The organism is Chitinophaga sp. (assembly GCF_035761305.1).
Lineage (GTDB): Bacteria > Bacteroidota > Bacteroidia > Chitinophagales > Chitinophagaceae > Chitinophaga.
Genome location: NZ_DASTRI010000151.1, coordinates 1 through 12,838 on the forward strand (window position 1 = coordinate 1; position 12,838 = coordinate 12,838).

Consider the following 12,838-nt stretch of genomic DNA (forward strand, 5'->3'; position numbering starts at 1 on the left):
AAAAAGAGAAGGGTACCTATCTCTCAAAGAGTTAAGTACCCTTCCAACTGTATTATTCTGATGTGCCGCCGTATACGGGTCCGTATGTACGGTGGCTGGAGGGGACAGGTAGCGAATTAATCGCTACCTTCCTACTCAATTTTTACCTTTTTACTTTTGCTTTTTAAACAGCTTTTACCAGGTAGTAATTACGTTTCCCCTTTTGCACAAAAATGTACCGGTCCCGCAGCAGCAGGGATTGGTCTACCACAAAATCCAGTCCTTCCACTTTGTTCTTGTTGATGCTTACGCCGCCATTCTGCAGCATTTTACGTGCCTCACCTTTGCTGGGGAAAATATTGCTGTCTGCCAGGAAGCTGATAATATCCTTGCCTGCTTCCAGGTCGGCGCGCGACACATTTACCTGCGGCACGCCATCCATGATTTCCAGCAGCTGCGATTCTGTAAGTGATTGCAGAATAGCAGCCGTATCATTGCGGAACAGCAGCTCCGAAGCCTGTACGGCAAATTCATATTCTTTTTCACCATGTATAAAGATGGTAACCTCTTGCGCCAGCCTTTTCTGCAGCAGGCGGCGGCCCGGATCCTGCCGGTGCTCGGTTATCAATGCCGCTACGGTAGGCTGGTCCAGGAAGGTGAAAATGCGGATGTAGTTCTCTGCATCTTCATCGGAAGTATTAAACCAGAACTGGTAAAACAGGTAAGGAGAGGTGCGGGCAGGGTCCAGCCAAACATTGCCCTGCTCTGTTTTGCCAAACTTGGTGCCATCGGCCTTTTTTATCAGCGGGCAGGTAAAGGCAAAGGCTTCGCCGCCGGCTTTGCGGCGCACCAGCTCCGTGCCGGTTACAATATTGCCCCACTGGTCAGAGCCGCCCATCTGCAGTTTACAGTTCTTTGCGGTGTACAAATGGTAAAAATCGTACCCCTGGATGAGCTGGTAGCTGAACTCCGTAAAAGACATGCCGCTGTCACCCTCCAGCCTTTTCTTTACAGAGTCTTTGGCCATCATATAGTTAACAGATATGTGCTTGCCTACATCGCGTATAAAATGCAGGAAAGAAATATCCTTAAACCAGTCGTAGTTATTTACCATTTCGGCGGCATTGGGCCGGGAAGGGTCAAAATCCAGGAATTTTTCCAGCTGCGCCTTAATGCACTTTTGATTGTGGGCCAGGGTTTCCAGGTCCAGCATTTTACGTTCTTCTGCTTTAAAGGAAGGGTCGCCTACCATGCCGGTAGCGCCGCCCACCAGCGCCAGGGGCTTATGCCCGGCCTTTTGCAGGTGCACCAGCAGCAGTATGGGAACCAGGCTGCCAATATGCAGGGAGTCTGCTGTTGGGTCAAAGCCAACGTAGGCGGTGGTCATCTCTTTCTGTAGCTGCTCCTCCGTACCAGGCATTATATCCTGCAACATGCCTCTCCAACGCAATTCTTCTATCAGGTTCATCGGTAAAGTTGAAAATTTGTGCAAACCTAATAAATAGTTGGCAGTTTACCTTCCCGGTTTGCAGCCGCCGCAACTTGGCATGGCGGTTGGCCTGTTGTTTGCTGCTCAGGCTAATAGTAACTATTCACCTTGCTTAAACTCCTAAAACTATGGCGCAAACAAGCAAACAGCAGCAACCCGAAGTGATTGTAGGCATTGATCTCGGCACCACCAACAGCCTGGTAGCCATTGTACATCCTGCTTTCCGGCAGCCGGTAACACTGCGTGAATATAATAACAGCGCCCTGGTACCTTCTGTTTTATACTTTACAGAAGAAGAGATTGTAATAACCGGTAATAAAGCAAAAGCTGCGCTGGTAAGCCATCCGCAGCAAACAGTGTACAGTATTAAGCGGCTCATGGGCCGGTCTTACAGTGATGTGCAGGAGCAGGCGGCATTTTTATCCTACCGGCTAATGGAGGATGATAATACGTCCAACCTGCTGAAAGTGAAGGCGGGTGATAAACAGTTTACACCGGTTGAATTATCAGCCTACCTGCTAAGCGCATTAAAAAAACGGGCGGAATATATTTTGCAAATGCCGGTGAGCAAGGCGGTAATAACTGTACCGGCAGGTTTTAATGACGTACAGCGCCAGGCCACCCGCGATGCCGGCAAACTGGCCGGACTGGATGTTTTGCGTATTATTAATGAACCCACTGCTGCTGCGCTGGCGTATGGCATAGGCCTGCGCGCTAATGAAGAAAAAACAGTTGCCGTATATGACCTGGGCGGCGGTGCGTTTGATATATCTATCCTGAAAATATCCAATGGCGTATATAAAGTGCTGGCTACCAGCGGAGATACCGCCCTGGGCGGCGATGATATGGACCAGGCCATTGTTGCGCACTGGGCGTACCTGCACGAGATTGAGCCGGAAGCCCTTGGCAGTAACAGGGGGCTGGCGCAGTCACTGCGGCTAAAGGCAGTGGAAGCCAGGCAGCAGCTGTCGGAGAAGGAATATTTTGATACCCGCATGGATAATTATGAGCTGCAGCTTACCCGCGGACAGCTGGAGGAGCTGCTGCAGCCGCTGGTAGCTAAAACTATTGATAACTGCCGGCAGACTGTAACAGATGCGCAGCTTACAGTAAAAGATATTAATGCCGTGCTGATGGTGGGCGGCGCTACGCGTATGCCCCTGGTAAAGAAAATGGTGAGCGGTTTTTTTGAGCAGCCGGCAGATGATTCACTGCACCCCGATGAGGTGGTAGCCCTGGGCGCCGCCATACAGGCCGATATGCTGGCCGGTAACCGCAACGCCCTGCAGCTGCAGGAGGTAACGCCGCTTTCTTTGGGAGTAGAAACAATGGGTGGGCTCATGGATGTGCTGATACCGCGTAACACGCGCATACCCGCCAGCGCGGTACGTACCTATACCACCCAGCAGGATGGGCAAACCAGTATGAAGGTAGCAGTGTACCAGGGCGAGCGTGAGCTGGTAAAAGATAACCGCCGGCTGGCGGCATTTGACCTCACCGGTATTCCGGAAATGAACGCCGGCGTGGCACAGATACAGGTTGCGTTTTCACTGGATGATGATGGCATATTAACGGTAAATGCCACAGAGCTGCGTAGCGGCGCGGCGCAAAGCATACAGGTACAGCCGCAGCGCGGCCTGCAGGAAAGTGAGGTGAAAAGCATGCTGCAAACGTCCATCAGCCATGCACAGGAAGACCTGCAAACCCGGCAAACGCTGGAAATACAAACTGCCGCACAGCAGCTGCTGGACGTAACCGCCGCCTTCCTCGAAAAAAACACCGACCTGCTTTCTGATGAAGAGGCGCAAACCACCCGCCAGGCAATGAACGATTTGCAGGATGTAATTGGCACAAATGACAGCACGCTGATTGCAGATAAGGCGGCCGTGCTGAATGAGCTATCGGCCCCTTACGCAGAGCGGCTGATGGATAAAGCTGCCAGGGAAAGCATGCAGCAGCATATTGAAGAGTAGGAGCTGATCAGAAAGAATGTAAAATCATAAATCTAAAATGTAAAATGTAAAAGTAAAATGCTGCGAAGCTGCGTACGGCACGTTAGTTGAGCTTTTACTTTTACATTTAGTATTTAATATTTTACATTCCATTAAGCTGCTGCAGGCACGCTTTTAAACTGTTTTTCCAGTAAGGCACCTGTATGCCGAAGGTTTCTTTGATCTTTTGCTTGTTTAATACACTGTAAGGCGGGCGCTGCGCAGGGGTAGGGTATTGATCGGTTGTAATGGGCAATACCTCACAGGCAGCGCCGGTAAGTTCTTTTATAGTAACGGCAAAATCGTACCAGCTGGTAACGCCTTCGTTGCTGTAATGGTACACACCGCCAATGGCCGCATCAGGGTGTTGCTGCCGGTACTGCAGTATGTGCAGTACGGCCCGGGCCAGGTCTACCGCGTAGGTAGGCGTGCCTGCCTGGTCAAATACCACGTTCAGGCTGGGCCGTTCCTGCATCAGCTCTTTCATGCGCTTTACAAAGTTCACCCCAAACTGCGAGTACAGCCAGGCGGTACGTATTACAATGGTATCGGGGTTGGTGCCCAGGGCAGCCGCTTCGCCCCGTAATTTGGAGGCGCCGTAAATGCTCTGGGGGTTAGGTTCGTCCTGTTCGGTATAAGGACGGTAATATTTACCGTCAAATACATAATCCGTTGAAATATGCACCAGCTGCGCGTTATGCTGCTGGCAGGCTTCCGCCAGGTTCAGCGCCGCTTCAAAGTTCAGCTTAAAAGCTTTTTCCTCCTCTGATTCTGCCTTATCAACCGCCGTATAGGCGGCACAGTTAATACAGGCATGAATGGCCTGCCCGGAGAAAAAGCCGGTTATGGCGGCGGAGCTGGTAATATCCAGCTCCTGGTAGTCGGTATAAATAAAATTAAAATCAGGGTAGCTGCCGGCTATCAGTTGTATAGCCTGCCCCAGCTGACCATTGGCGCCGGTTACCAGAATATTTTGCATGTGCGCTAAGAATTATAAACAAAGTTATGTGTACAGTTTTCGAGCGTAGGCAGCACCAGGTCTTTTTCAGATACAATAGCGTCCTCCAGGTCAAAGCCCCAGTTAATGTTCAGGGCAGGGTCATTGTAAATGATTCCGCCCTCACTGGCTTTATGGTAAAAGTTATCGCATTTGTACATGACCTCTGCTGTTTCACTCAGCACCGAATAGCCGTGGGCAAAGCCTTTGGGCACCAGCAGCTGCTTTTTATTTTCAGCGCTCAGCTCTATGGTGAACACCTTACCATAGGTAGGTGATCCTTTGCGAATATCCACCACCACATCCAGTATGCGGCCTTCCAGCGCCCTTACCAGCTTGGTTTGGGCATAAGGCTCCTGCTGAAAGTGGAGGCCGCGCAGCACTCCATAGGTAGAGCGGGCCTGGTTATCCTGTACAAAAGGAAAACGCAGTCCTTCCTGCTCAAAAGTGTGCGCATTATAGCTTTCAAAAAAATATCCCCGGCTGTCGGCAAAAACCCTGGGCTCGTATACCAGCAGATCTGGTATTCCTGTTTCCGTAAATGGCATCCGATGTCTGATTATCGCTTTTGATATTGATTCTCGTAGTATTCCTTGTAAGCGCCGCTGGTCACATGTTCCAGCCAGGCTTCATTGTTCAGGTACCAGTCCACTGTTTTTTCAAGACCTTCCTCAAACTGCAGGGAAGGTTGCCAGCCCAGCTCTTTATTGAGCTTGGAGGCGTCAATAGCATAGCGCAGGTCATGGCCGGCGCGGTCTTTTACAAAGGTGATCAGCTGCGCCGAAGTGCCGGGCGCGCGGCCCAGCTTCTTGTCCATGATCATGCACAGCAGGTTAATGAGATCAATGTTCTTCCACTCATTAAACCCGCCAATGTTATAGGTTTCGCCAATGCGGCCTTTATGGTAAATAGTGTCAATGGCGCGGGCATGGTCGTCTACCCATAGCCAGTCGCGCACATTTTCGCCTTTACCATATACCGGCACAGGCTTATTGTTTTTAATATTATGTATGGCCAGCGGTATCAGCTTTTCCGGGAAGTGGTGCGAGCCGTAGTTATTGGAGCAGTTGCTGATAATTACCGGTAAGTGATAGGTATGATAGTACGCCATCACAAAGTGGTCGGAGCTGGCTTTGGAAGCAGAGTAAGGCGAGCGCGGATCGTAGGGCGTTTCTTCCGTGAAAAAGCCTTCCGCACCCAGGCTGCCGTATACTTCATCTGTTGATACGTGGTAGAACCGCCTGCCTTCGGCATTATCCTGCCAGTATTTGCGGGCAGCGTTCAGGAGCACGGCGGTACCCAGCACATTGGTTTTAATGAACGCCAGCGGGTCCATAATAGAACGGTCTACATGGCTTTCCGCAGCCAGGTGAATAACCCCGTCAAACTGGTATGTTACAAACAGCTTGTCTATAAAGGCTTCATCTGTAATATCGCCTTTTTCAAAAATATAGTTGGGCTTATCCTTAACATCTTCCAGGTTTTCGAGGTTGCCTGCATAGGTGAGCGCATCCAGGTTCACGATCCTGTATTCGGGATATTTGTCAACAAATAACCGCACTACATGAGATCCGATAAAACCAGCGCCGCCGGTGATCAATAATGTACGTTGCATAACAACAGTTTGGGAATTATCAATTGATAACTCGCAATTATTTATTCAGTGCTTGTTTAAAATATTCATATGTTATCTTCAGCCCTTCCTGCCGGTCTACCTTGGGCGACCAGCCCAATAGCTGCTGCGCCTTGGTAATATCCGGTTTGCGCTGCTTCGGATCGTCTTTCGGCAATGGCATGTACACAATTTTCTGCTTGGTGCCGGTAAGCGCAATAATTTCTTCTGCAAACTGCTTCAGGGTAATTTCCACCGGGTTGCCAATATTTACGGGCAGGTGGTAATCACTTAACAGCAGGCGGTAAATGCCATCCACCAGGTCATCTACATAGCAGAAAGAGCGGGTTTGTGAACCATCGCCAAACAGGGTCAGATCCTGCCCGGTAAGCGCCTGGCTCATAAAGGCGGGCAGCGCGCGGCCGTCATCCAGCCGCATACGCGGACCGTAAGTATTGAAAATACGCACAATGCGGGTTTCCACGCCGTGGAAATTATGGTATGCCATGGTAATGGATTCCATAAAACGTTTGGCTTCGTCATACACACCGCGCGGGCCTACCGGGTTTACATTGCCCCAGTATTCCTCCGTTTGCGGGTGCACGGCGGGGTCGCCATATACTTCGGAGGTAGATGCCACTAATATGCGCGCCTTCTTTTCCTTAGCCAGGCCCAGCAGGTTATGGGTGCCCAGGGAGCCTACCTTTAATGTTTGAATAGGTTTTTTCAGGTAGTCGATAGGGCTGGCAGGGGAAGCAAAGTGTAATATATAGTCAAGGTTACCGGGTACGTGTACAAACTTGGTTACATCGTGATGATAGTACTCAAAGTCTGCAAGGGGAAACAGGTGCTCAATATTTTTGATATTGCCGGTAAGCAGGTTATCCATACCTATTACATGGTAACCTTCTTTTATGAACCGGTCGCACAGGTGCGAGCCGAGGAAGCCGGCTGCGCCGGTTATTAAAACTCTTTTCTTGCTCATATACGTTTTTTTGAAATCTTACCATTCTTACGGTCTTGACACTGCGCGGCCTACGCTTTCATAGTAGAAGCCGAGCTCCTGCATGCGCTGCACATCAAAGAGATTGCGCCCGTCAAAGATCACCTTATTTTTAAGGATGTTGTTGATCTGGTCAAAATCCGGTGTGCGGAAAACGCTCCATTCCGTGGCAATCACCAGCGCATCAGCGCCTTCCAGGCAGTCGTACTGGTGTTCCGCATAACGGACCTTATCACCTACCACCTGCTTTACATTAGACATTGCCTCCGGGTCAAACACGCAAACTTCAGCGCCTTCCTTCAGCAGCGCATCAATAATATATAATGAAGGCGCCTCACGTATATCATCTGTATTCGGTTTAAATGCCAGGCCCCACAATGCAAAACGCTTGCCATTTAAACCATCTTTAAAATAAGCTTTTATTTTGGGGATGAGGAACACCTTTTGTTTTTCGTTCACATCCATCACCGCGTTCAGTATCTTAAAATCGTACTTCACTTCTTCTGAAGAGCGAACCAGCGCCTGTACATCTTTGGGAAAGCAGCTGCCGCCGTAGCCAATGCCGGGGAAAAGGAAACGCTTGCCTATGCGGTCATCGCTGCCAATACCCCTGCGTACCATATCCACATCGGCGCCCAGCTTTTCGCACAGCACCGCTACTTCGTTCATGAAAGATATTTTAGTGGCCAGGAAAGAGTTGGCCGCATACTTGGTCAGCTCCGCGGATCTTTCATCCATAAACAGGATGGGGTTGCCCTGGCGCACAAAAGGCGCATACAGGTCGCCCATTATTTTACGCGCCCTTTCAGAAGTGGTGCCTATCACCACGCGGTCTGGTTTCATGAAATCGTCTACTGCTACGCCTTCCCGCAAAAATTCCGGGTTAGATACCACGTCAAATTCCACCTTGCTGTTTTGGGCAATGGCTGTGTGTACTTTTTCTGCAGTGCCCACAGGTACGGTGCTTTTGTCTACAATCACCTTGTAGTCGGTCATCAGCTTGCCCAGCTGCTCCGCAACTTTCAATACAAAAGAAAGGTCGGCTGCGCCATCGGCTCCGGGCGGTGTGGGCAACGCCAGGAAAATAACCTGTGCGTCTTTAATGCCATCAGCCAGGCTGGTGGTAAAGTGCAGGCGGTTTTCCTTAAGGTTACGCTCAAACAGCTTTTCCAGGCCAGGTTCATAAATGGTGATTTGCCCGGATGACAGCTTTTTTACTTTATTCTCATCAATATCAACACACGTAACATTGTTCCCTGTTTCCGCAAAACAGGTACCGGTAACTAGTCCTACGTAACCGGTGCCAACAACAGTAATTCTCATTGGGGATTATTTTAAAAATGATTTAACTGATTGAATAATATGGTCCAGCTGATCCTGGTCCATTTCGGTATGTATCGGTAAGGAAATCACTTTGGTGGTAAGATCGTCCGTAACTGGCAGGTGAAAGCCGGCGCCGCCAAATGCAGCAAACATTTTTTGCCGGTGGGCTGGTACGGGATAATAGATCATGGCCGGTACGTTACGCTCCTGCAAATGCTTTTGCAGCTCGTCGCGGCTGGCGCCATTTAATTGAAGCGTGTACTGGTGATACACATGGTGGCTGTAAGGTGCGCGGTAAGGCGTGGTAATTTGCGGAATACCGGCAAACCCCGCATCATAGGCGTCTGCCACAGCGCGGCGGGCGGCGGCATATTCATCCAGCAGCTGCAGCTTAATGCGCAGCACCACTGCCTGCAGGGTATCGAGGCGGGAGTTAACGCCAACCACATCGTGGTAGTAACGGGCCGATTGGCCATGGTTGGCCACCATGCGGATTTTAGCGGCCAGCGCATCATCATTGGTGAACAGCGCGCCCCCATCTCCGTAGCAGCCCAGATTTTTGGAAGGGAAAAAAGAGGTGCAGCCGATCTGGCCGATGGCGCCTAATTTTTTAACAGTACCGTTTTTAAAGGTATAATGGCTGCCAATGGCCTGGGCATTATCTTCTATAACAGGAATATTGTGTTTTTGCGCAATGGCCATTAGTGGTTCCATATCCGCGCCCTGGCCGTACAGGTGCACCGGCACTATTGCCTTGGTTTTAGGTGTAATAGCCTTTTCTACTGCAGCAGGGTCCAGGCAAAAGGTTTTGGGATCTACATCCACAAACACGGGCTTCAGGTGCAGCAGGGCAATTACTTCTGCGGTGGCTATAAAAGTAAAAGAAGGTGTGATCACCTCATCACCCGGCTGCAATTCCAGGGCCATCATTGCTATTTGCAGCGCATCGGTGCCGTTGGCGCAGGGAATTACATGTTTAATATCGAGGTACTGTTGCAGTTCCTGGCAAAACTGTTGTACCGGCGCCCCGTTTATAAAAGCGGCGCTTTCCAGCACTTCCTGTATGGCAGCATCCACCTGCGGTTTAATCTTCAAATACTGGCGTTTCAAATCTACCATCTGAATAGGAACCATGCGGAATAGGTATTTTAATTTGTTTTAAAGTGTGCAAATTTACAAAAATTGGCATTGGAAGGCGATTATCTTTGTGCTACCTGTAAAAATTGCCGGCATATTTGCAGGATAAGCGGCTATACGCCGTAATATCGTTAACCGGCTGACAACAAGATCATTCAATCATTTTACGAGCATGTTTTCAACCTTCTTCTATAACCTGGGCATTGCGCTGTACAACACAGGCGTGAAGTTAGCTGCTGCTACCGGAAATACCAAGGCAGCGGAATGGCTGCAGGGCCGCCGCAACTGGGCGTCTGAAATGCAGAAAGACCTGGCAGCCAATGGAAAAAAACCGGTGGTGTGGATACATGCCGCTTCCCTGGGCGAGTTTGAGCAGGGCCGGCCCCTGCTGGAAGCGCTCCGGAAACAGTACCCCGAATACTGCCTGGTGCTTACCTTTTTTTCCCCTTCGGGCTACCAGGTGCAGAAAGACTGTAAAGAGGTGGATTACGTATATTATTTACCGTTGGACACCCGCAAAAATGCCCGGCTTTTCCTGGATATTGTGCAGCCGCAGCTGGCCATTTTTATTAAATATGAGTTCTGGTATCATTTTATGCACACCCTGTACCAGCGGCAGGTGCCGGCCATCCTGATCTCCGGTATTTTCCGTAAGGAGCAGCCCTTTTTTAAATGGTACGGGGGCCTTTTCCGCCGGCTGCTGCAGCAGCTGACATACATTTTTGTACAAAATGAAGCTTCCCTGCAATGCCTGCAGCAAATAGGCATCAGCCACGTGACTGTGGCCGGTGATACGCGGTTTGACCGTGTATGGGCCTTACAGCACGAAGCTGTGGAACGGCCGCTGGTAAAGCAGTTCACCGGGCACCGGAACACCATAGTAGCCGGCAGCACCTGGGAAAGTGACGAAGCGGCGCTATCTGCCTGGTGGGCAGGGCATTATGAGTCGGACCGCCGGCTGGTAATAGCCCCGCATGAAATACATGAAAGCCATATTATGCGCCTGCTGGAGCTGTTTCCCGGCGCACTTCGTTACTCCGACCTGGCCGGCACGCATGTGAGCCACCCGGAAGACGGGCCGCATGTGGATATTGAGCATCCCGGAAAGGTGCTGATCATTGACAACATCGGCATGCTCTCCTCCCTGTACCGCTATGCCTGTGTGGCATATGTGGGCGGCGGCTTTGATAAAAACGGCATTCATAATGTGCTGGAGCCGGCCACCTACGGCAAGCCCGTGGTATTTGGCCCTGTGTATGAGCAGTATGCAGAGGCAGTAGCGCTGGTGGCCCTGGGCGGCGCTTTTACAGTGCCGCATGAACCTGCGCTGTCGCAGCAGATGGAAGCATTATTAACCAATGACGAATTGTGCACGCAGGCCGGTTACATTGCCGGCAGGTATGTGTCGGAAAACAGGGGGGCTACCGGGAAAATACTGGCCTATATTCAGGAAAAGCGTTTCTTAACCAGCGAGTAAAAGTGGCGTACGGCGCGGTTATCATCCAGCCACCCCTGGCGTATCTTTAGCTCTCTTTCTATCCAGTACTCTGCTTCCTGCAGGGTATGAAACTCATTAATGGTTTTAACGGAGCGCTCATACATATCCACATCCCCGCGGAACAATTCCTGTATGAACTGGAACTTGTCGTTAATGCCAATGGCCTGGCGCAGGTCTTTCACCGGCATATCGCCCAGGCGTTCCCCGATTTCGGATTTGCTTTGTTTCAGCTTTTCGTTCAGGGAGGGCGTCACCTGCGCCGCCAGCTCGTTGATTTCTTTACGCAGCGAGCTGTCTTTGACTTTCTTGGCCGGCGCGGTGGGCTCCACCTCAAATAAGGTGGCGGTTACCGGCTGCGGGGCAGGCCTGGGCTGGTAAGCCCGGGTATCTGCCGTTTCAGGCGTTGGCTGAAATGTAGCTGCAGCAAGAGGCCGGGGCGGTTCAACCGGTTTTACCACAGGCGCATCTGAAGGTTGTGCAGGTGTTGCCGGGCTGGCCGCATAGGCTGCGGGCTGGTATGCCGGTATCTGCTCATGCGCTTCCGCGGTGGCAGGTCCCAGCGGTTCCACCAGCGTTACCACGGGCGCGGAATGTGCAGGCGCTGCAGGTTTAGGTGTATAGGCGGTGGTTTCAACAGCGGCGGCCGGCTGCAGCGTACTTTCAACCGGTTGCGGTACCAGTGGTTCAGGCGCCGGCGTTTTTTCCGGTACAGCTGCAGCGGTGCTATTATTATAGGTTTTATTTTCTGGATTCGTATGCCCGTTAACGTGAGTGGCGACAAAAGCAGGACCCGTAATGGTAATGGTTTGTGCCGGGGAAGGCATAATTACTGCAATATTACCGGAGGATTGTTGCGCTTGTGTTTTTTGCCAGGTACGGGCATGTGAAATTTCGGCCTGCAGCAGTTGTACATAGTACGAGATAGACTGCAGGTCTGCGTTGGAGCGCTTCAGCTCCTGTAATTTGTCAATTAATGCATTGATCTTTTCCATGCCTTAATTGTTTTAAACGCGTTGTGAGAGAATTTATTTTATTTGCATAAAGTTAGCGTTTTTCAGACATTTTGCTAATCTAAACAGGTATAATATGTTTATTGAACCTTCCCTTGCGGGAGAACGTAGAGGATGGATTGAGGTGATCTGCGGCTCCATGTTCTCCGGTAAAACGGAAGAGCTGATAAGGCGGCTCAAACGGGCCAGGATAGCTAATTTGCGGATGGAGATATTTAAGCCGGGAATAGATGTGCGGTACGATGAGCAGCATATTGTATCGCACGATGAGAATAAAGTTTTATCCACACCCATTGACAACTCGCAGCAGATATTGCTGTTAGCGCAGGAGGTGGATGTGGTGGGGATTGACGAAGCCCAGTTCTTTGATGCAGAGCTGCCGTACGTTTGCGATGAGCTGGCGCTGCGCGGCATACGCGTAATTGTAGCCGGCCTGGATATGGACTACCTGGGCCGCCCCTTTGGCACCATGCCGGCCTTACTGGCCAAGGCCGATTATATTACAAAGCTGCATGCCATTTGTGTTAAATGCGGCAATATTGCCAGCTACTCCTACCGCAAAACCGCCAGCAAGGCCACCGTGCTGCTAGGCGAACAAGAGGCCTATGAACCCCGCTGCCGGAATTGTTACTATGAAGATCGGCAGCCGGGCCGCTGAAAATTTTAGAATAAATTTAACTTTTCAGGCTTCACTTTAAAGGTGAATTTCTTTTGTGTAAGATAGCTGAAGCACACTACAAAGAACGTAGTAAACACTTTTGAAATGGTAGGATAGATATGCAGATGCTCAACAAATAAT

11 protein-coding genes are annotated in these 12,838 nt (G+C 50.5%); 3 read left to right on the forward strand and 8 right to left on the reverse strand.

Annotated features, from left to right (window positions below):
- Positions 1 to 163: 163 nt before the first annotated feature.
- Positions 164 to 1,447, reverse strand: coding sequence for a tyrosine--tRNA ligase (tyrS, locus tag VFS25_RS13070; protein ID WP_326462595.1), 1,284 nt, complete (start codon positions 1,445 to 1,447; stop codon positions 164 to 166).
- Between the two features lie 149 nt (positions 1,448 to 1,596).
- Here tyrS and hscA point away from each other — a divergent pair, with 149 nt between their 5' ends.
- Positions 1,597 to 3,441, forward strand: a complete 1,845-nt coding sequence (gene hscA, locus VFS25_RS13075; protein ID WP_326462596.1) for a Fe-S protein assembly chaperone HscA — start codon at positions 1,597 to 1,599, stop codon at positions 3,439 to 3,441.
- A 121-nt stretch (positions 3,442 to 3,562) separates the two neighbouring features.
- Here the strand turns inward: hscA and rfbD are convergent, their stop codons facing one another.
- From rfbD to VFS25_RS13105, 6 genes are read right to left on the reverse strand one after another with little or no spacing between them, the layout of a single operon-like run.
- Entirely contained in the window at positions 3,563 to 4,438 is an 876-nt protein-coding gene (gene rfbD / locus VFS25_RS13080) for a dTDP-4-dehydrorhamnose reductase (protein ID WP_326462597.1), read from the reverse strand.
- A gap of 5 nt (positions 4,439 to 4,443) precedes the next feature.
- The gene (rfbC, locus tag VFS25_RS13085) at positions 4,444 to 5,004 is read right to left on the reverse strand and encodes a dTDP-4-dehydrorhamnose 3,5-epimerase (RefSeq protein WP_326462598.1); all 561 of its coding nucleotides are present in this window, start codon (positions 5,002 to 5,004) and stop codon (positions 4,444 to 4,446) included.
- An 11-nt stretch (positions 5,005 to 5,015) separates the two neighbouring features.
- Positions 5,016 to 6,071, reverse strand: coding sequence for a dTDP-glucose 4,6-dehydratase (gene rfbB, locus VFS25_RS13090; protein ID WP_326462599.1), 1,056 nt, complete (start codon positions 6,069 to 6,071; stop codon positions 5,016 to 5,018).
- Positions 6,072 to 6,108: 37 nt separating this feature from the next.
- Positions 6,109 to 7,053, reverse strand: a complete 945-nt coding sequence (locus tag VFS25_RS13095) for a UDP-glucuronic acid decarboxylase family protein (protein WP_326462600.1) — start codon at positions 7,051 to 7,053, stop codon at positions 6,109 to 6,111.
- 27 nt (positions 7,054 to 7,080) lie between these two features.
- Positions 7,081 to 8,394, reverse strand: coding sequence for a UDP-glucose/GDP-mannose dehydrogenase family protein (locus VFS25_RS13100; RefSeq protein WP_326462601.1), 1,314 nt, complete (start codon positions 8,392 to 8,394; stop codon positions 7,081 to 7,083).
- 6 nt (positions 8,395 to 8,400) lie between these two features.
- A complete protein-coding gene (locus VFS25_RS13105; protein ID WP_414647731.1) occupies positions 8,401 to 9,489 on the reverse strand; it encodes a DegT/DnrJ/EryC1/StrS family aminotransferase in 1,089 nt (362 codons plus the stop codon).
- A 214-nt stretch (positions 9,490 to 9,703) separates the two neighbouring features.
- Between VFS25_RS13105 and VFS25_RS13110 the strand changes: the two genes are divergently transcribed.
- A complete protein-coding gene (locus VFS25_RS13110; protein ID WP_326462603.1) occupies positions 9,704 to 11,008 on the forward strand; it encodes a 3-deoxy-D-manno-octulosonic acid transferase in 1,305 nt (434 codons plus the stop codon).
- Here VFS25_RS13110 and VFS25_RS13115 read toward each other — a convergent pair.
- The gene (locus tag VFS25_RS13115; RefSeq protein WP_326462604.1) at positions 10,978 to 12,021 is read right to left on the reverse strand and encodes a hypothetical protein; all 1,044 of its coding nucleotides are present in this window, start codon (positions 12,019 to 12,021) and stop codon (positions 10,978 to 10,980) included. The two genes, VFS25_RS13110 and VFS25_RS13115, sit on opposite strands and share 31 nt — an antisense overlap.
- A gap of 94 nt (positions 12,022 to 12,115) precedes the next feature.
- Here VFS25_RS13115 and VFS25_RS13120 point away from each other — a divergent pair, with 94 nt between their 5' ends.
- On the forward strand, positions 12,116 to 12,697 hold the full coding sequence (locus VFS25_RS13120) for a thymidine kinase (protein WP_326462605.1): 582 nt from the start codon (positions 12,116 to 12,118) through the stop codon (positions 12,695 to 12,697).
- Positions 12,698 to 12,838 lie beyond the last annotated feature (141 nt).